Source organism: Nocardioides sp. NBC_00163, assembly GCF_045206295.1.
GTDB lineage: Bacteria > Actinomycetota > Actinomycetes > Propionibacteriales > Nocardioidaceae > Nocardioides.
The window spans coordinates 2,364,169-2,382,332 of sequence record NZ_CP108155.1; the positions used below are offsets into that span (position 1 = coordinate 2,364,169).

An 18,164-nucleotide genomic window follows, 5' to 3' on the forward strand; every position below is an offset into this window, starting at 1 on the left:
TCTCCTAGCGCCCGGTCTTGGGGGCGAAGATCGTGCCGACGATACGGGCGATGAGGTTGAGGACCATGACGAGGATGAAGAGCACCAGTGCTCCACCCCAGGCGTACTCGACGCCCTTCGCCGTGGCCTCGGACAGCTGGGTGTAGATGAAGACCGGCACGGTCATCATCGGGCTGTCATCGAAGGCGTTGGTGTTCAGGTTCGGGTTGAAGCCCGAGGCCACCAGCAGCGGCGCGGTCTCGCCGATCACTCGCGAGATCGAGAGCACGACACCGGTGACGATGCCGCCGATCGCGGTCGGGAGCACCATCTTGGTGATGGTGCGCCACTTCGGCACCCCGAGGGCGTACGCAGCCTCGCGCAGGTCGTCGGGGACCAGCTTGAGCATCTCCTCGGTCGATCGGACGACGGTCGGGATCATCAGCAGCGAGAGCGCCACACCGCCGCCGAAGCCGAAGCGCGTGCCCGGCCCCATGAGCAGGGTGAAGAGCGCGAACGCGAACAGACCCGCGACGATGGACGGGATGCCGGTCATGACGTCGACCAGGAATGTGATCGTCTTGGCGAGGCGGTTGCCCTTGCCGTACTCGATCAGGTAGATCGCGGTCATGATGCCGATCGGGATCGAGATCACCGCGGCGATGCCGGTGACGATCAGGGTGCCCATCAGTGCGTGGTAGAGACCGCCCTGCTCGTCGCCGGTGACCGAACGCATCGAGTACGTGAGGAACTCCGGGTTGATGGTCGCGGCGCCCTTGGAGACCACCGTGTAGACCAGCCAGATCAACGGGATGACCGCGACGGCGAAGGCCGTCCACACCAGCCCGGTGACGAGCTTGTCGGTGGCCGAGCGCCGGTTCTCCACCAGCAGCGCCCACAGCGGGTAGCCGATCAGGAACCCGAGCACGCCGATGACCGCTGCCCCGACGATGCTCGCGCCGAGGACGAGCGCCAGGCCGCCGAGAGCGACGGCTGCGACGCCGACCAGCCACTGTGCGCCTCGCGGGAGAGTGGCGTGGGAGAGCTTCGTCTGCTCGTTGGAGAGGTCGGTATTGCTCACTTGGCCCTCCCTCGGGCGACGATCCAGCGGGCGAGTGCGTTGACCAGGAAGGTGAAGGCGAACAGCACGAGGCCGGTCGCGATCAGCACGGAGAGTCGGTCGGGCGTGCTCTCCTTGTAGCCCTGGGCGATGTGCGCCGCGATGGTCTGCGGGTTGTTGGTGCCGATGATGAACAGCGAGATGAGGACCTTCGGCGAGACGATCATCGCGATCGCCATGGTCTCACCGAGAGCCCGGCCGAGGCCGAGCATGACCGCGGAGACCATGCCGGAGCGGGCGTAGGGGAAGACCGCGTAACGGATCATCTCCCAGCGCGTCGCACCGAGCGCCAGCGCCGCCTCCTCGTGCAGTCGCGGCGTCTGCGCGAAGACCTCGCGGCAGATCGAGGTGATGATCGGCAGGATCATCACGGCCAGCACGATCGATGCGGTGAACAGCGTACGGCCGTTGCCGGAGGGCTGGCCGTCGAAGAACGGCAGCCAGGCCATGTTCTCGGAGAGCCAGGCATGGGCCGGCACCAGGTACGGACCGAGCACCACCGCACCCCACAGGCCGAAGACGACCGACGGGACCGCGGCGAGCAGGTCGATGACGTACGCCACGGGGGTCGCGATGCGCCGCGGGGCGTAGTGGCTGATGAAGAGCGCGATCGCCACGCTGAAGGGGACCGCGACGATCAGTGCCAGTACGGCGGCGTACATGGTGGCGTACAGCAGCGGCACGACCAGGCCCAGGAACGAGCCCTGGCCGGCGTAGTGCTGCTCGTCCACGTTGAAGCCCGGGATGCCCTCGATGCCCAGGAAGATGAAGACGGCTGCCAGCGCCACCATGATGAGAGTGGCGGCGATGACGGCGAGGCCCCGGAAGACGACATCCCCCATCGAGCCACGGCCGGACAGCTCCGACTTCGTGTCAACGCCAGGGTCGGCGCCGGGGTCAGCGGCGACAGTCACAAGGCATTCCTCGACTTTCTTGTTTCGGTTCTCAAGACAGCCGTACGGGCGGCGGCCGCAGCCACCGCCCGAACGGCGATCAGATCAGACGTACCGGCACTTACTTGATGCCGCCGACGAGCTCGAGAGCCTTGTCGGCAGTCTCACGGTCGAGCGGCGCGGAGCCGGCCTCCTCGGCGGCGACCTCCTGGCCGTCCTCGGAGAGGATGTACTCCAGGTAGCCCTTCACGTTGGCCGCGTCCTCGGCGTTCTCGTAGGTCGGGCAGGCCAGCAGGTAGGAGACCAGCACGACCGGGTAGACGCCGGCCTCAGTGGTCGTGCGGGCGACCTCGACGGCCATGTCGTTGTCGCTGGTGCCGACCGGCTTCGAGGCGGCCAGGATCTTCGCGGCGGCCTCGGCGGTCGGCTCGACGAAGTCCTCGCCGACCTTGACCTTGACGGTGGCGAGGTCGTTCTCGCGCGCCGCCGACTCGTCCATGAAGCCGATGTAGCCGGCACCCTGCATGGCGGTCACGACACCGGAGGTGCCGTCGCCGCCCTCGCCACCCTTGATGGAGGCGGGCCACTCACCGGAGGGCTCCTCGGCCCAGCCACCGGCGGCCGCGAGGTACTCGGTGAAGTTCTCCTGGGTGCCGGAGTCGTCCGAGCGGTGGACCGGGGTGATCGCGGTGTCCGGAAGCTTGGCGTCCGGGTTCGTGGCGGCGATCGCCGGGTCGTTCCACTTGGTGATCTTGCCCGCGAAGATGTCGGCGATCGTCTTGGGGTCGAGGTTGAGCTCGTCGACGCCCTCGACATTGAAGACGACGGCGATCGGCGAGACGTAGCCCGGGACCTGGATCGGGTCCGCGCCGCACTGCTCCTTGGCCTTGGCGAGCTCGCCCTCGTCGTCGTTGAGAGCGGAGTCGGTGCCGGCGAAGAGGTAGCCGCCGGTGATGAAGCCCTCACGACCCGAGCCGGAGCCCACGGGCTCGTAGACGACGCTGAGGTCGGGGTTCGCGTCCTGGATGCCGGCGACCCATGCCGCCTGGCCCTTCTCCTGTGAGGAGGCTCCGCCACCCTTGATGGTGCCCGAGAGGGTGCCTTCCCCGTCGCTACCGCTGTTCTGCTCGTTGGCGGCGCCGCAGGCGCTGATCGCAAGGGCAAGGGTCGCAGCAGTGATGCCCGGGACGAGTGCCCGGCGCAGCGAGGTGGTGTTCACGCAAGTCTCCTGATTGATGATGCAGTCGATTCGGAGTTGTCGCGATGACCGTAAGGAGCCGAGGTGGACGGGAAACTCGGTGAAGGTGAACGCAGGCTGAACGAGGAATTCAAAGTCGGTGGCAAATCAGTGTCAGTTCCGGGCACAGGAGATGAACAGGCAGGCCTCAAGCCTCTGCTAGACCTGAAATGCCTCAACAGCACGCACTTCACCGGCGCGCACGTGCAGCACCATCAGCTCGCCCTTCGCCAGCTTCGGGTCACGCATCCCCAGTCCCTCGAAGACCCACGGCAGCACCGGTCGGTGCGTGCAGATCACCGTCGGAACGGCCAGGTCACGCAGGGTGCCGGCAGCCAGGGCCGAAACGCCCCCTTCGTCCGCACCCTCCTCGCTCAGCAGTCTCATCTGCTCGGAAGCGACACCGGCGAGCCCGGCGTACGGCGCGACGGACTGCGTGCAGCGAACGCTGGGCGAGGTGACCACCCGGCGGATGTCGTAGGCCATCAGCAGGCCGGCCAGAGTGACCGCCTGGGTGCGGCCGGTGTCGTCGAGCGGCCGCCCCTGGTCCGCACCGGACCAGGCCGAACGGCCGACGGATGCGGCATGACGGAGGACCACGAGGGGCGTGGTGGGGTGGCGTACGTCCTCGGCCTGCTGCAGCGTCGCCCGATCGTGCGGGTACGTGAGCCGCTGGCGCGCCTCGTCCACCGGCAGCCACTCGACGTCGTCGATCTCGTCGTTGATCAGGTAGCCCTCGACATCGTCGTCGGCGCCGGCAGCGGTGCGGCCGACCCAGTAGTGGACCACCTTCTGACCCGCCTCGACGGGATAGCGCTGCGGCTGGAGCGGGTGGCCGAGCGCGACCCGCAGACCGGTCTCCTCACGCACCTCGCGGATCGCTGCCACCGGCACCGTCTCGCCGGGGTCGACCTTCCCCTTGGGAAAGGACCAGTCGTCGTACTTGGGTCTGTGGACCAGCGCCACCTCCGGCAGGTCTTCGTGCTCGCGAAAAACCACTACGCCGGCGGCCGGGATCTCGGGCATGCGCACAGGGTATGTCGAGAAGGCGGCTGATTCGTCTAAGGTTCCTCGCAATGCTCCGCACCCCCCAGCTTCTCGGCCGCCCCAGGACGTGGGCAGACCGATCATCCCGAGTCGTACGCGCCCACCCCTTGTTGACCATCGCGGTGGGCGTCGTCGTCGTTGCGCTGGTCATCTTCCTGGCCCGCGCATGGGCGACCCGCGGGGGCGACCTCGACGAGGCGCTGCGACTGGCCCCCGCCGAGGCGACACGGGTCTCCTTCACCGACTGGACGGGAATCCGCGAGAGCGTCGGTGCCGACCTCGATGCCGACTCCACACCGGAGGAGGTCCACGAGATGATCGACGAGGCCTATACGAAGGACCTCACCTCGACCTCGGTGCTGCCCGACGCCTCCGGGCTGCTGCAGCAGCACTTCGGCTGGTCACCCGCGACCCTCGACTGGGAGCTCTACACCCAGTCGACCGAGGGGGCGCTCATGGTCGGGCACCTCGAAGACATGGACGCCGACCACCTCGTCGACCAGCTCACCTCGATGGGGTTCACCGCTCCCGAGGACGACCCCGCAGACGGCGGCGTCTGGGACGGCACGCTGGTCCCGTTCTCCAGCTTCACCGACTCCGGGATCGACTCGACGATCAGCCCGCAGCTCACCTACATCGCCTTCCTGCCCGAGGATGACCTCATCCTGGCCTCGGACGGCCGGCGCTACCTGAGCGACCAGGTCGAGAGCCTCGGCGATGGCGACCTGCACGAGCCGATGACGGACGCCGCCGACCGGCTCGGCGACCCTCTCTCGGCGTTCGTGTACGACGGAGACTTCACCTGCACCGAGATCGGGCTGGGCGGTGCCTCGGCCGCGGACCAGGACCAGGCCGACGGCCTCGTCGACGCCGCGGGCGACATCAACCCGGTCGCGGGCTTCGCCATGGCAGCCGAGCCGAACGGCGGCGTACGTGTCGCGATGTCGTTCGAGAACGACGACCAGGCGCGTACGAACGCCGACACGCGGGCCAAGCTCGCCGTCGGTCCGGCGCCCGGCCAGGGCGGCACGTTCGACGAGCGGTTCGAGCTCGGGAAGGTCGCGGCCGAGGACGAGGTCGTCACCATGCAGCTGCAGCCGAAGGACGGCACGGCCGTGCTCTCCGACCTGGCGAACGGGCCGCTGCTCTTCGCGACCTGCTGACGTCTTTAGGGGATGATCCCGAGGATGCGGTCGATCTCGTCCTGGGAGAGGTGATCCTCGGACTCGCTGGCGGCGACGATGAGATTGGTGGTGAGCTCGACCTCGAGGAGCAGCTCGGGATCTTCCAGCGTCACATCGAACTGATCAGCCACGCCCGCCTCCTCACCTCGCTCAAAAGCTCGTCTTCACATCATCGCCCAGTCTCGGGGGATCTGCGCGCTGATCCACCAAGAACCATCAAAAGTTGTCACATCAAGCGTGACACAGACGCCTGAGAGGGCTCCAATCAGACCACGAGGCCCCAGCCGAACGGCTGGGGCCTCGTTGCAGATGATCAGTGTCGGCAGGTGCCGAACCCGAGATCTTCTTACTTGTTCAGAGAGGGCGAACGTTCTCCGCCTGCGGGCCCTTCGGGCCCTGGGTGACGTCGAACTCGACCTTCTGGTTCTCGTCCAGCGACTTGTAGCCGTTGGTCTGAATCGCAGAGTAGTGAACGAAGACGTCGTCGCCGCCGTCCTCCTGCGCAATGAAGCCGAAACCCTTCTCGGCGTTGAACCACTTAACGGTGCCCTGAGCCATCTGCTCGTTACTCCTTAGTCGGGGCGAGAGGCCACCAGGTTCGGTAGCCCCGCATCAGGGGCGGGTGACACGTCGCTCCGACCTGTGTTCCCGAACCGGGGTCCGGGCGGGCACAGAGCAGAAACGCCGTTGGATCACAAACTCCGCAGGCGTCAGACCTTCTGGAACTTGCACCTGTTGCGGGAGTGACATTAGCAACTCACGCGCCTGAGCGAACCCCCCTTGACCGATCGTTTTACGCGCGAAGGGGTGAAGGTTGCCCAACAGAGCCGTGAAACGGCCGCTCTGCGGGACGTACGGCCACCGGTTCCGAGGCAGCTTCCGGCCCACGAGAGCCCCGCCGGCTCTGGCCACTGCCCGCAATACTTGGCTAGCCACATGATTGGTGTTATGGTCATTATGTGGCTGGCCACATTATTCGCCAGAGCAACGCGACCCGAAGTGGAGTGTTCATGAAAGCGATCATTTTCGATGAGTTCGGCGGTCCGGATGTGCTGCACGAGGCGGACGTCGAAGTCCCGCAGCCCGGGCCCGGCCAGGTCCGAGTACGCGTCAAGGCCGCCGGGCTGAACGCGCTGGACGGCAAGAAGCGCGCCGGGATGCTCGAGGCGGTTTTCCCGACGACGTTCCCCGCCATCCCCGGCGGCGAGGTCGCAGGCGTGGTCGACGCGCTCGGTGAGGGCGTGAGCGACGTACAGGTCGGCGACGAGGTGCTCGGCTGGGCGGACACCGGCTCGTACGCCGAGTACGCCCTGGCCACCGCCGTGGCCCCCAAGCCCGCAGACCTCTCCTGGCAGGTCGCGGCCGCGCTGCCGGTCGCCAGCGAGACCGCCGAACGGGTCCTGGACGAGCTGGAGGTGACCGCCGGGGAGACCGTGCTGATGCACGGCGCCTCCGGAGCGGTCGGCACCGTGGCTGTCCAGCTCGCGACCGCCCGCGGTGCCCGCGTGATCGCCACGGCCGGCGCCTCGAACCAGGACTACCTCACCTCGCTCGGCGCGACCCCGACCACCTACGGCGAGGGCCTGGTCGAGCGGGTGCGGGCCCTGGCTCCCGACGGCGTGGACGCGGTCTTCGACCTGGCCGGCAAGGGCGCCCTGCCCGACTCCATCACCCTGCGCGGCGGCACCGAGCGCATCGTCACCATCGCCGACTTCGGTGCGGGCGAGCTCGGCGTCGCCTTCTCCCCCGGCGGCGGGGACTACCCCGTCGAGCGCCTGGCCGCCGTGGCTCAGGACGCCGCGGCCGGAACGCTGACCACCACCGTCACGGCGTACCCGCTGGCCAAGGCGGCCGACGCCCAGCAGGCCAGCGACGCCGGACACGTACGCGGCAAGCTCGTCCTCACCGTCGACTGAGCGTCCCGCCCCAACCCACCTGTTGCGGTGGCCATTCGGGCCACCACGTTCACCGAAAGAGACTTTTCATGCTGGAATCCCTGTGGGCCCCGATCACCCTCGGCGGCACCTCTCTGCCACACCGTCTGGTCATGGCCCCCATGACCCGTGACCGCTCCACCCCGGAGGGCGTGCCGACGGAGCTGAATGCCGAGTACTACGAACAGCGCGCCTCCAAGGCGCTGATCATCACCGAGGGCACCCAGCCCTCAGCCGATGGCCAGGGCTACCTGCTCACCCCCGGTGTCTACAACGACGCGCAGATCGCCGGGTGGCGCAAGGTCACCGATGCGGTGCACGCGGCAGGCAGCCGGGTGTTCATCCAGCTGATGCACGTCGGCCGGATCTCCCACCCCGACAACACTCCGCACCACCGCCAGCCCGTCGCTCCCTCGGCAATCCGCCCAGCCGGCGTGATGTTCACCGCCTCCGGCCCTCAGGAGATGCCTGAGCCTCGTGCGCTCTCGACGCACGAGGTCACCGAGACCGTCGAGGACTTCCGGCGCGCGGCTGCGGCGGCGGTTGCGGCGGGCGCGGACGGCGTGGAGATCCACGGCGCCAACGGCTACCTCGTCCACCAGTTCCTCTCCGGCAACGCCAACCAGCGCTCAGACCGCTACGGCGGCTCGATCGGGGCCCGTATCCGCTTCGCCGTGGAGGTTGTCGCCGCGGTGGCCGACGAGGTCGGTCCCGAGCGCACCGGCATCCGCATCTCGCCGGGAAACCCGTACAACGACATCGTCGAGTCCGACACCCACGAGCTGTACCCGGCGCTGGTGAAGGCGCTGCGCCCGCTGGGCCTGGCCTACCTGCACCTGATGCATGCGGGCGACGAGCAGCTGCTCGACACGCTCCGCGCGCAGTGGCCCGGCACTCTGATCCTCAACCGGCCAGGCGCCGACATCCCCACTCGCGCCAAGGACGTCGACAACGGCACGGCCGACCTGGTCTCCGTCGGTGCACTGGCGCTTGCCAACCCCGACCTGGTCGAGCGGCTGCGCGTCGGGGCAGAGTTGAACACTCCCGACCCGGCGACCTTCTACGGTGGCGGAGCGGTCGGATACACCGACTACCCCACCCACACCGGCTGAAGAAGCGGAGACCATGCCCGAGATTCCCACCACTGCCGCAGGCGGGCCGATGAGCTACGCGATCTTCCAGCTCGCCCGCGCCCACCGCGCCTACGCCGGCGCCCTGCTGCGCAAGATGGATCTGCACCCCGGCCAGGAACTGCTCCTGATGCAGCTGCTGGATCGCGAGGGCCAGACCCAGTCCGAGCTTCTCGAGAGCGTCGGCCTCGACCACTCCACCGTCTCCAAGTCCCTGCGCCGCATGCAGGAAGCGGGCCTGCTGGTCCGCGAGCCGGCCGAACACGACCGGCGGGTGATGGTCGTCCATCTCACGGACAAGGGCCGCGCCATGCGAGAACCCATCGCCGCCCTATGGCAGAGCCTGGAGGGAGCCTCGGCGGGCACTCTGACCGAGGAACAGGCAGCGGCGTTCGTCGAGACTGCCGGCGCGATCACCGACTCGATCAGCAGCCGACCGTTGCCGCAAGAAGAGTCCGGCTGACCCGCATCACACGGCCGAGCCCCGAGTCGCACATGCGGCTCGGGGCTCGATCCCGCTGTAGGCCGTGTCGGTCTCGAACCGACGACCCATGGATTAAAAGTCCACTGCTCTACCAACTGAGCTAACGGCCCGCCGGGAGTCTACCGGAGCGGCGGCCGTGTCCTATTCGTGGTCGCCCAGGCGCGTCGACGACCGTCCGCGCTCGCTGATGATCCGGGCGCATCGCTCGGCGGCCGCCTCGCCGGTCAGCGCATGCTCGAGCAGGAGCTGCGTCCAGCGCTCGTAGCGGGCGACCTCGACCGGATCGGCGATCTCGAGGTCGCCGGCGCTGGTCTCGAGGGTGACGATCCGGTCGCGCTGGTCCCAGCCGTGCTGGACCAGAACGGGGAATCTCTCGAAGGGGACGATCCCGATGGTCGACTGGGTGGTGGTCGCAAGGTTGGCGATGTGCTCGATCTGGGCACGCATGATGTCGGGCGAGCCCACCAGGTGATGGAGGGCAGCCTCGCCGACCAGGATGGTGATCGTCCGGCCGGGCTCGTAGAGGATCGCCGAGCGACGGAGCCTGGCCGCGATCACATGGGAGACCTCTCCGGCAACGGCGTCCCGGTCGCGCGAACCACCCGCCAGCGCCAGCAGAGCACGCGCGTAGTCGGGGGTCTGCAGCAGCTCGGGGACACTGTGCGGCTGGTAGCTGGTCAGGACCTTCGTGGCCACCTCGGTCGCTGCGTACGCGTCCTGGTGCTGCTCCGCACCACCGCCGGTCGGATGAGCGTCGCGGAACGCGGCGTGCTCCTGGTCGGCGCGGGCACGCAGCGCGAGCAGCATCTCCCGGTCGGCACCCACCGCGGCCGCCCAGGCACGGACCTCGGCCGCCGAGACCGACTGCCGGCCCGACTCGATCTTCGACACCTTGGGCTGGGACCAGCCCGAGCCCAGGGCATCCGCCAGGCCGGATCCGGTCAGGCCGGCGGCGCGCCGGGCATCCCGGAGCGCCTCGGTCAGCGCTTCACGGGCTCGACGGTTGGGGCGGGGCACGGCGACAGCCTCCTTCGACGGCTTCGACAGGTTCGGCGAACCACCATCGTGCCCGATGGGCATACCGTCCGTCCAGATGCACATCATGATTGGCAAGATCAAAATATTATGCTCTACTGACTCCGGGGTCGACGTCGACAGGAAGGCAGGGCCTCGATGAGCATCCGACGAACCCACCCCGGACGACCACGCCTCGTCCCCTCGAACACAGCAGCCCCACCGCGCGAGCAGGTGCTTCATGCCGCGGCGCAGCTGTTCGTGACCAAGGGCTTCGCGGCAACCTCGACACGGGAGATCGCCGACAAGGTCGGGATCAGACAGGCGTCGCTCTACTACCACTTCACCGGCAAGGACGAGATCCTCGCCGAGCTCTTGGAGCGGTCCGTCCGACCCACCGTCGATCGGGTCGACCAGATCGAGCAGCTGACCGCGTCCGCGAGCCCCGAGGCCGCGCTCTACCTGCTGGCCCTCGTCGACATCCACACGCTCGCCGAGGCGCCGGACAACATCGGCATGCTGGCCACTCATCCCGACGTGACCAGCAGCGAGGCGTTCGATGCCTTTCGCAGCATTCGCGCCGAGCTCGCCGAGGCCTACGGGCGGATCGCCACCCGGGCCACGGCGCCCGGGGTCGCAACAGCGGCCGAGCCGGGCCACCTCGGTGAGATGCTCATGCATCTGGTCGAGGTCACCACCACCCTCCGCAGCAGCGGTGTGCCGATCGACGACGCGACCGCCGCCGTCATCGCCTCGACCTGCCTGCGCGCCTGCGGGGTCCCCGACAGTCGCATCACCCCGGCAGCCTCGTCAGCTACAACCCTCATGGGCGGGCTGACGACGAGCCGCTCCGGCGACTAGAGATCTCGATGCTGCGCGTCATCGCTCACGCACGGCCTCGCCGTAGGCACCCACGAAGCGCTCGAGCAGTTCGAGGAACTTCTCGGACTCGTCCCCGAGAGCGGCCAGCCCGTCCGCATAGGCGCCCAGCGCCCGCGCCGAGGCCGCCTCGTAGACGGCGAGCCCCTCCTCGGTCGGCTCGATCAGTCGCGCCGAGCGCCCCGGCTCGGCGAACCTCCGCAGATGGCCGGTGGTGAGCGCGGCGTTCACCTGCCGGTTCACGGTCGACTGCTCGAGGTTGAGGCCGTCGGCTATCTCCCGGAGCGTACGCGGCCGCCCGTCGGAGAGGAACCAGAGCAGACGGCCGTCGGCGTGATTGAGCGCGCTGCGGTCCTCGGCGAGACGGCGGTGCACCTCGAGGCGCCCCACCAAGGAGGCCAGACGGCGGTCGGTGGACAGATCCGGGCTGATCGGCCTGAAGAGAGGGTCTTCGGAGGACGGCTTTGTGGACGGCATCACATCTCCGGGCATTGTCGCGTGAACCTCATGATGTGTAGCATACATACGTCAATATGTAGATTACACATCAGAGGTGTGCCTTGAGTTCCTCCCCGTCCCCCGCCCGCGAGCCGACCACGCGCTCCGCGGGTGGCGCCGTGGCCGTCGTCATCGTGCTCTGCTTCGGCAGCCTCTGCGCCGCGCTGATGCAGTCACTGGTCATCCCGATCCAGAGCGAGCTCCCCGAGCTGCTCTCCACCACGGCCAGCACCGCCTCCTGGGTGCTGACCGCCACCCTGCTCGGCGCCGGTGTGACGATGCCGGTCACCGGCCGCCTCGCCGATCTCTACGGCAAGAAGCCGGTCCTGGTCATCTCGGGGATCGTGCTGGTGGTCGGCTCCGTCATCGTGGCGCTCTCCGACGCCGTCGGTCCGGTCCTGGTCGGCCGCGTGCTCCAGGGCATGGCGATGGGCTACATCCCGGTCGCGATCAGCCTCGTACGCGAGGTCGCGCCCGAACACCTGCGCAACACCGCGGTCGCCGGCGTCAGCGCCACCCTCGGGGTCGGCGGCGCGCTCGGTCTGCCGCTGGCCGCCTGGATCGCCCAGGACTTCGACTGGCACACCCTCTTCTGGGTCTCCGCCGGCCTGGCCCTCGCGGTCACCGTGCTGACCGCGGCCGTCGTCCCGCACGTACGCGATGCCCACCCCGGCCGCCTCGACATCATCGGCGCGCTCGGGCTCGCGGCCGGGCTCGTCGGCGTGCTGGTCGGTGTCTCCAAGGGCAACGACTGGGGCTGGGGCGAGCCGAGGACCCTCGGCATGATCGTCGGCGGCGTCGTGATCCTGCTGCTCTGGGGTTGGTACGAGCTACGCCACGACGACCCGCTCGTCGACCTGCGCACCACCGCGCGCAAGCCGGTGCTGTTCACCAACATCGCGGCCGTCCTCATCGGCTTCGGCATGATGGCTCAGTCGATCGTGGTCCCGCAGCTCCTCCAGATGCCCGAGGCCACCGGCTACGGCCTGGGCCAGACCATCTTCCAGGCCGGCATGTGGATGGCGCCGGCAGGTCTGATGATGATGCTCTTCACCCCCGTCTCCTCGCGCCTGCTGACCCGCCTCGGCGGGCGCGGCACGATGGCGATCGGCGCGGTCGTCCTGGCCGCGGGCTACGTCGTCGCGGTCTTCCTGATGGATGCCCCGTGGCAGCTCATGCTCGCCTCCTGCATCGCCTCGGCAGGCGTCGGGATCGGGTACGCCGCGATGCCCACGCTCATCCTCAGCAACGTCCCGGCCGCCGAGGCCGCCGCGAGCGTCGGACTGAACAGCCTGATGCGCTCGATGGGCACCACGGTCGCGGGCGCGGTCATGGCCATCGTGCTGACCAGCCGGACAACTGTCCTCGCCCCCGGCATGCCCGAGATTCCGACCGCGGGCGCGTTCCAGCTCTGCTTCGTGATCGGGGCGCTCGCGGCCGGTGTCGGTGCGCTGATCGTGCTCCTCATCCCCAGGCCGCGGCAGGAAGCGGCCGACGACACCGCCGACGACGCGGTGCTCGCCGGATCGCACTGATCGGCAACACGCCGATACGACAGCGGGCCCGACCAGCTCAGAGCTGGTCGGGCCCGCTGCGTACGAACGAATCGTCGTTCAGTGGGTCCCGGTGATGCGGTCGAGCGGGCCCGGGGTGTAGGGCGAGTTGGCCTCCAGGTAGGCGGAGAAGGCGTCGATGTCGAGGCCGCCGTAGTAGGGGTCGGTGCCCTTGGTGAAGGCGGCGAAAGCGTCGCCGCCGCCCTGCAGGAAGTTGTTGGTCACGACCCGGTAGGACGCGGCCTTGTCGATCGGCTGGCCGTTGAGCGTGACCGATCCGTCGACGGGACCCGAGGGGCTGATCTGGTAGGAGAAGCCCTCCGATACCTGCAGGATCTTGTGGGTTGCGGCGTTGGCGCCGGTGACCTGCTGGGTGAGCAGGTCGTAGATGTCCTGGCCGGTCATGGTCAGCGAGACCATGTAGTTGTTGAACGGCTGGACCGTGAACGCCTCGTCGTAGGTCACATCACCGACGGCCTCGCCGTAGGGCGAGTTGGTCGCGGTCAGGTCGGCGCGGATGCCGCCCGGGTTCATGAACGCGATCATCGGCGCCTGCCCGTTGACGACCGTCGACTGGTCGGCGAGCTGGGCATCGGCGATCAGGTCACCGAGGGCGCTCTCGCCGGAGGCGTTGGCGGTGCGGGTGACGTCACCGGAGATCGAACCGAGCACGCGGGAGGCGATCGGGGTGACCAGCTCCTTGTAGGTGTTGATCAGCGTGGTCTGCTCGGGGGCCTTGGCCACGTCGCGGGTGACGAGCAGGTTCGAGCCCTTGACCGAGGAGCGGACGATGTCGCGCTTCTTGAGGTCGTACTTCAGGTTGGTCTCGGTGTAGAGCCGGCCGAAGGACGAGGCCGAGGTGACCAGGCGGGACTTGCCCTTGGGATCCGGTACGTCGCAGACGTAGGGGTTGTGGGTGTGGCCGGTGACCACCATGTCGATCTCGGGGTCGAGGTCCTGGGCGATCGGCACGATGGGCGAGCCGGCGACCAGCTCGCCGCCGCCCTCGCAGGTGTAGTCGTACCTGGCGTTGACGTCGTAGACCGTGCCGGTGGCGGGATCGGTCCACTTCTCCCTCGGCAGGTTGGCGCCCTCGTGGATCAGGGTGACGATCGCCTTGACGCCCTTCTTCTTCAGCTTGGGCACGAGCGCGTTGGCGGTCTCGACCTCGTCCTTGAAGGTGAGGCCCTTGACCCCCTCGGCGGTGACGATGTCGGGAGTGCCCTCCAGGGTCATGCCGATGAAGCCGATCTTGACGCCGTCGACCTCCTTGATCGCGTAGGACGGCAGGATCGTCTTGCCGCTCGCGTCCTCGATCACGTTGGAGGCGAGGATGTCGAAGTCGGCGCCCTCGTACTCGTGGGAGGCGCAGGAGTTCTGGTTGTCCTCGCCGTCGCCGTCATCGATGCAGCCGCCGTCTGCGATGCGCTGCAGCTCCTTGTAGCCCTCGTCGAACTCGTGGTTGCCGACCGAGGTCACGTCCAGGCCGAGCTTGTTGAGCGCCTCGATGGACGGCTCGTCGTGGAAGGCGGCCGAGAGCAGCGGCGAGGCGCCGATCAGGTCGCCCGCGGCGACGGTCAGCGAACGCTTGTGACCCTTGCGGGCCTCGGCCAGGTGGGAGGCGAGGTATTCCACCCCGCCCACGTTCACGGTCTCGTCGACCGGCGCACCGGTGGCCGGGTCGATGTGGTGGCCGGTGACGAGGCGCCCGCTCGAACCCGACGGAGCCTCGAGATTGCCGTGGAAGTCGTTGAACGAGAGCAGCTGGACATCGACCAGATGCTTCCCGTGACCGGGCCCCGGCTTGGCCGAGGCAGAGGTCGCCAACGGGGTGGCGACCGCGGCGGCCGCGAGGGCGACCGCGGCAACGGCCACAGCGGGGCGAATTCTTCGGATGTTACGAGACATTGCGGGGCTCCCCATCTCAGTGATCAACGAAGGGAACGATGCCCCTTCGGGTTCTTCTTGGGAAGAGGTAATCGGGTTACCGCTGCCGAATCGTCATCAACCGTTAATCACCCGAAAAATTCGGTAACGCTGACCGTTCCACCGGCCTCCTCGAACTCCTCGCGGACCGTCTCCCGCAGCTTCGCGTCGGAGAGATAGTCGGCAGCCACGCCGGCGAGACCGTAGGCGGCATCGACGAGCACCTCGTCGGCGTACGGCGTGACCGCGGCAGCGGCGAACTCGCGGCTGTGCAGCGACACGTCGGGCTCGGCGATCTTGACCATCGCGTGCAGGCCGGGGACGCGGAAGGAGACGTTGCCGAAGTCGGTGGACCCGGCGAGCAGGTCTGGGACGACGCCGGGCGCGAGGACGGTGTGGTTGCGCTCCTGGTAGCGGCGGTTCCACGCCTGGGCCAGCCCGCTGTTGTTGCGGATCGGCAGGTAGACCGGCGACGCATCCCAGTTGAATTCGACACCGCAGCCCGTCATCAGCGCCGCGCCCATCGCCATCTCCTCCAGCCGCTGGGAGAGGATCTTGAGCGTCTCGGGGTAGGCGGAGCGTACGTAGAACTCGATCGAGGCGTGCTCCGGGATCACGTTGGGACGCAGGCCGCCGTCGGTGATGATCGCGTGCACCCGGTCGGTCGGCGGCATCTGCTGCCGGTTGAGCGCGACGCCGGTGTAGAGGAGGTTGGCCGCGTCCAGGGCGTTGCGTCCCATGAACGGCTGGATCGAGGCGTGCGCCGGCACCCCGACGTACGTCACCTTCAGCTGCCTCCGGCCCAGGAAGACCGGCTCGGAGCTGTCGTAGGTGAACGGGTGGACCATGATCGCCGCGTCGACGCCGTCGAAGGCGCCCTTCTGCGCCATCAGCTCCTTGCCGCCACCGCCCTCCTCGGCCGGGGTGCCGAGCCAGATCACGCGGCCGCCGAGGCGGTCGATCACGCTCGCGATGGCCAGGAACGCGCCCACGCCGACCGTGGCGATCAGGTTGTGGCCGCAGCCGTGGCCGATGCCGGGGAGCGCGTCGTACTCGGAGAGCACGGCGATCGTCGGGCCGTCCTTGGCGCCGCCCGCCGAGGCGTAGAGGGCGGTCGGGAGGCCGTAGGCGCCACGGGCCACCTCGATGCCGTGAGCCTCGACGAACTCGGCCAGCCCGGCCGAGCTCCGGTGCTCCTCGAAGCCGGTCTCCGGGTGCTCCGCAAGGTCGTGGGAGACCGCCACCAGCTCGGGGCCCAGGTCAACGAGCTTGTCGCGGATCGCGTCCAGGATCCCCCTCGGCGCGCCCGCCGAGCTCGACTCGGCCGCCTTCGTGATGAGCGCCTTGGCGTCTGTTTCGTCGCGGAGCTGGTTGACCAGGAACGGGTTCGGCTGCTGCGGCTGGCTCATGTCCCCAGAGGCTATCGGTGATGTGTCACCGATCGCTGAGGGCCCAGCCGTCGGCGACGATGCGTGCCTCGTCGGCGGGTCGGGAGGAGTCGAACGACGTACGCCGCCCCTGGCTCACCACGATGCCGTCGACGTAGATCCCGCGACCCTGGGAGGACGAGTCGGTCTCGTAGGTCCACCGCACCGTGGTCGTGCCGTCCGGGAGCTCGGCGCGGCCGCGCAGCCACCGGCGGCCGCCGTAGCCGTTGACCGCTTCGCTGGTCTCCCAGCGCCAGTCCCCACCCTCGAGCGTCCAGGGCAGCGGGCTGAAGGTGGTGCCGTCGGTGGAGTACTGCAGCCGGCCGAAGTCGAAGCGTGGCTCGGTGTCGAACCAGTAGCAGAAGGTGAGCTTCGCGTCGTCGGTGGCCGTGAGAGGCACGTCGAGCGTCGCCTTCCTCGCGTTCGTGCGACCCGAGAACCACGACGTACGTCCCCTCGCCGGCCGGACCGCCGAGGCCATGCCGAGCGCGTCGGAGACGGCACGTCGGGACGGGTTGTTGCTGCCCCAGTCGCGGCTGGGGTGGACGCGGTTGGTCATCAGCACGACGAGCTGGTGGCCGATCGGATCCATCACGAAGCTGGTGCCGGTGTAGCCGGTGTGACCGAAGGAGACCGGCGACCAGATCGGGCCGTGGTACCAGGTCGTGGCGAGCTCCCAGCCGAGGCCGCGGGAGCTTGTGAACCGGGCGCCGGTGTAGTCGCGCAACGACAGCCTGACCGTGTCCTCCTTCAGGATCCTGGTGCCGTTGTAGACGCCGCCGTTGAGGTACATCTGGCCGAACCTGGCCATGTCGGCCGCGGTCGAGAAGACGCCCGCGTGACCGGCGACGCCGCCGAGGGCCCAGGCGTTCTCGTCATGCACCTCACCACGGATCATCGGGCGGCCGGCCCAGGGCTGGTACTCGGTGGCGGCGACACGGTCGAGGCGGTCGGCGGGCGGGTTGTACATGGTGTCGCGCATCCCGAGCGGCTCGGTGATGTGGTCGCGGACGTAGGTGTCGAGCTTCTTCCCCGAGAGCCGCTCGACCAGCAGCCCGAGAGTGATCAGGTTGATGTCGGAGTAGCGGTAGATCTGCTCGGGCGCGTGCGTCGGCGTCGTGTCCATGATCGCCGCGACCCGCTCCTCGTAGGTGTCGTAGCCCGCCCACAGCGACGGCGACGGGCCGGCGAGCAGGCCGGAGACATGGGTGAGGAGGTGGCGTACGAGGATCGCGTCCTTGCCGTGCGGCGCGAACTCGGGCAGGTACGTGACCACCGGCGCCTCGAGGTCGAGGCTGCCCTGCTCCATCAGCTGGAGGATCGCGGTCGTGGTGAAGAGCTTCGACATCGAGGCGATGTCCCACATCGTGTCCAGCCCGGCCGCGACCTGCTGCTCGGCCGGGAGCTCGACGACGGTGGTGCCGTCCAGGCCGTATCGGAGCGCCTTGCCCACGCTCTCGTGGGCGACGATGACGCCGTCCTTGACCGCGATCGCGGTGGCCCCGGCGTACAGGGGACGTGCGGGGTTCTCCGTCGTCGGCTCGAGGAACCGGGTCAGCTCGGTGCGCATCCTCGCGATCTGCGCCGGGTCGAGGCCGACCTGGCGGGCGTGGCCGGGACGCAGGACGGTGCGCGGAGTGAAGGTCAGCTCGTCCGGCGTGATCGTCGGTGGCCCGCCGGCCAACGAGGCGAGCGACCTGGTTGCCTTGGTCGGGTCCTCCGGGGTCGAGGCCACCGCGGCACCGCCGAGGAGAGTCATCGCGACTCCGCTCAGGGTGCCGCCGAGAAGCGTGCGCCGAGAGGTCATGAGCATGTCCGGAGACGGTGTCATACCCCGATACTGCCGCTCCGGCGCGAGC

At 68.6% G+C, this 18,164-nt stretch carries 17 protein-coding genes and 1 tRNA gene; 6 read left to right on the top strand and 12 right to left on the bottom strand.

Annotated elements, in window-relative coordinates; all coding sequences use genetic code 11:
* Window positions 1-4: 4 nt before the first annotated feature.
* From pstA to OG801_RS11415, 4 genes are all read right to left on the bottom strand, one after another.
* Window positions 5-1,060 carry a phosphate ABC transporter permease PstA gene (gene pstA, locus OG801_RS11400; RefSeq protein WP_355019554.1) on the bottom strand — a complete coding sequence of 352 codons (1,056 nt, stop codon included), beginning with the start codon at window positions 1,058-1,060 and terminating at the stop codon, window positions 5-7.
* The gene (gene pstC, locus OG801_RS11405) at window positions 1,057-2,013 is read right to left on the bottom strand and encodes a phosphate ABC transporter permease subunit PstC (protein ID WP_355019555.1); all 957 of its coding nucleotides are present in this window, start codon (window positions 2,011-2,013) and stop codon (window positions 1,057-1,059) included. The genes pstA and pstC overlap by 4 nt, the downstream gene beginning before the upstream one ends.
* A 100-nt stretch (window positions 2,014-2,113) precedes the next feature.
* The gene (locus tag OG801_RS11410; protein ID WP_355019556.1) at window positions 2,114-3,211 is read right to left on the bottom strand and encodes a phosphate ABC transporter substrate-binding protein PstS; all 1,098 of its coding nucleotides are present in this window, start codon (window positions 3,209-3,211) and stop codon (window positions 2,114-2,116) included.
* Between the two features lie 177 nt (window positions 3,212-3,388).
* Window positions 3,389-4,255 (bottom strand): NUDIX domain-containing protein, encoded by an 867-nt coding sequence (locus tag OG801_RS11415; RefSeq protein WP_406035786.1) that lies wholly within the window; start codon window positions 4,253-4,255, stop codon window positions 3,389-3,391.
* A 50-nt stretch (window positions 4,256-4,305) separates the two neighbouring features.
* Between OG801_RS11415 and OG801_RS11420 the strand changes: the two genes are divergently transcribed.
* Entirely contained in the window at window positions 4,306-5,439 is a 1,134-nt protein-coding gene (locus tag OG801_RS11420) for a hypothetical protein (RefSeq protein WP_406035787.1), read from the top strand.
* A gap of 5 nt (window positions 5,440-5,444) precedes the next feature.
* Here the strand turns inward: OG801_RS11420 and OG801_RS11425 are convergent, their stop codons facing one another.
* Window positions 5,445-5,591 (bottom strand): hypothetical protein, encoded by a 147-nt coding sequence (locus OG801_RS11425; protein WP_008360628.1) that lies wholly within the window; start codon window positions 5,589-5,591, stop codon window positions 5,445-5,447.
* 223 nt (window positions 5,592-5,814) lie between these two features.
* Window positions 5,815-6,018, bottom strand: a complete 204-nt coding sequence (locus OG801_RS11430; protein ID WP_045548871.1) for a cold-shock protein — start codon at window positions 6,016-6,018, stop codon at window positions 5,815-5,817.
* Between the two features lie 452 nt (window positions 6,019-6,470).
* Between OG801_RS11430 and OG801_RS11435 the strand changes: the two genes are divergently transcribed.
* From OG801_RS11435 to OG801_RS11445, 3 genes are all read left to right on the top strand, one after another.
* Window positions 6,471-7,376, top strand: coding sequence for an NADP-dependent oxidoreductase (locus tag OG801_RS11435; protein ID WP_355019559.1), 906 nt, complete (start codon window positions 6,471-6,473; stop codon window positions 7,374-7,376).
* 68 nt (window positions 7,377-7,444) lie between these two features.
* A complete protein-coding gene (locus OG801_RS11440) occupies window positions 7,445-8,506 on the top strand; it encodes an alkene reductase (RefSeq protein ID WP_406035788.1) in 1,062 nt (353 codons plus the stop codon).
* A 13-nt stretch (window positions 8,507-8,519) separates the two neighbouring features.
* Window positions 8,520-8,987 (top strand): MarR family winged helix-turn-helix transcriptional regulator, encoded by a 468-nt coding sequence (locus OG801_RS11445; protein WP_355019561.1) that lies wholly within the window; start codon window positions 8,520-8,522, stop codon window positions 8,985-8,987.
* 58 nt (window positions 8,988-9,045) lie between these two features.
* Here OG801_RS11445 and OG801_RS11450 read toward each other — a convergent pair.
* Together OG801_RS11450 and OG801_RS11455 are read right to left on the bottom strand one after the other, a co-directional pair.
* Window positions 9,046-9,118, bottom strand: a tRNA-Lys gene (locus OG801_RS11450).
* A gap of 31 nt (window positions 9,119-9,149) precedes the next feature.
* Window positions 9,150-10,025 carry a helix-turn-helix domain-containing protein gene (locus OG801_RS11455; RefSeq protein WP_406035789.1) on the bottom strand — a complete coding sequence of 292 codons (876 nt, stop codon included), beginning with the start codon at window positions 10,023-10,025 and terminating at the stop codon, window positions 9,150-9,152.
* Window positions 10,026-10,181: 156 nt separating this feature from the next.
* Here OG801_RS11455 and OG801_RS11460 point away from each other — a divergent pair, with 156 nt between their 5' ends.
* Window positions 10,182-10,883: a TetR/AcrR family transcriptional regulator gene (locus tag OG801_RS11460; RefSeq protein WP_406035790.1), complete on the top strand. Its 702-nt coding sequence runs from the start codon at window positions 10,182-10,184 to the stop codon at window positions 10,881-10,883.
* A gap of 18 nt (window positions 10,884-10,901) precedes the next feature.
* Here OG801_RS11460 and OG801_RS11465 read toward each other — a convergent pair whose 3' ends face one another.
* Window positions 10,902-11,378 (bottom strand): MarR family winged helix-turn-helix transcriptional regulator, encoded by a 477-nt coding sequence (locus OG801_RS11465; RefSeq protein ID WP_355019564.1) that lies wholly within the window; start codon window positions 11,376-11,378, stop codon window positions 10,902-10,904.
* Between the two features lie 83 nt (window positions 11,379-11,461).
* Between OG801_RS11465 and OG801_RS11470 the strand changes: the two genes are divergently transcribed.
* Complete coding sequence (locus OG801_RS11470; RefSeq protein ID WP_406035791.1) at window positions 11,462-12,934, top strand: MFS transporter; 1,473 nt, start codon at window positions 11,462-11,464, stop codon at window positions 12,932-12,934.
* A gap of 78 nt (window positions 12,935-13,012) precedes the next feature.
* On the opposite strand, the gene OG801_RS11475 is transcribed toward OG801_RS11470, so the two are convergent.
* The 3 genes from OG801_RS11475 to OG801_RS11485 all read right to left on the bottom strand — a co-directional run bounded on the left by OG801_RS11475 (window position 13,013) and on the right by OG801_RS11485 (window position 18,136).
* Window positions 13,013-14,827: a bifunctional metallophosphatase/5'-nucleotidase gene (locus OG801_RS11475; RefSeq protein ID WP_406035792.1), complete on the bottom strand. Its 1,815-nt coding sequence runs from the start codon at window positions 14,825-14,827 to the stop codon at window positions 13,013-13,015.
* Between the two features lie 140 nt (window positions 14,828-14,967).
* A complete protein-coding gene (locus OG801_RS11480) occupies window positions 14,968-16,287 on the bottom strand; it encodes a M20 family metallopeptidase (protein ID WP_406035793.1) in 1,320 nt (439 codons plus the stop codon).
* A 25-nt stretch (window positions 16,288-16,312) separates the two neighbouring features.
* A complete protein-coding gene (locus tag OG801_RS11485; protein ID WP_406035794.1) occupies window positions 16,313-18,136 on the bottom strand; it encodes a serine hydrolase in 1,824 nt (607 codons plus the stop codon).
* Between the last annotated feature and the right edge of the window lie 28 nt (window positions 18,137-18,164).

Bases quoted from the DNA above. Each gene is read 5' to 3' on its own strand.
- OG801_RS11415 (WP_406035786.1), bottom strand. From the start codon at position 4,255: ATGCCCGAGATCCCGGCCGCCGGCGTAGTGGTTTTTCGCGAGCACGAA.
- OG801_RS11420 (WP_406035787.1), top strand. From the start codon at position 4,306: ATGCTCCGCACCCCCCAGCTTCTCGGCCGCCCCAGGACGTGGGCAGAC.
- OG801_RS11430 (WP_045548871.1), bottom strand. From the start codon at position 6,018: ATGGCTCAGGGCACCGTTAAGTGGTTCAACGCCGAGAAGGGTTTCGGC.
- OG801_RS11435 (WP_355019559.1), top strand. From the start codon at position 6,471: ATGAAAGCGATCATTTTCGATGAGTTCGGCGGTCCGGATGTGCTGCAC.
- OG801_RS11440 (WP_406035788.1), top strand. From the start codon at position 7,445: ATGCTGGAATCCCTGTGGGCCCCGATCACCCTCGGCGGCACCTCTCTG.
- OG801_RS11445 (WP_355019561.1), top strand. From the start codon at position 8,520: ATGCCCGAGATTCCCACCACTGCCGCAGGCGGGCCGATGAGCTACGCG.
- OG801_RS11460 (WP_406035790.1), top strand. From the start codon at position 10,182: ATGAGCATCCGACGAACCCACCCCGGACGACCACGCCTCGTCCCCTCG.
- OG801_RS11465 (WP_355019564.1), bottom strand. From the start codon at position 11,378: ATGCCGTCCACAAAGCCGTCCTCCGAAGACCCTCTCTTCAGGCCGATC.
- OG801_RS11480 (WP_406035793.1), bottom strand. From the start codon at position 16,287: ATGAGCCAGCCGCAGCAGCCGAACCCGTTCCTGGTCAACCAGCTCCGC.
- OG801_RS11485 (WP_406035794.1), bottom strand. From the start codon at position 18,136: ATGACACCGTCTCCGGACATGCTCATGACCTCTCGGCGCACGCTTCTC.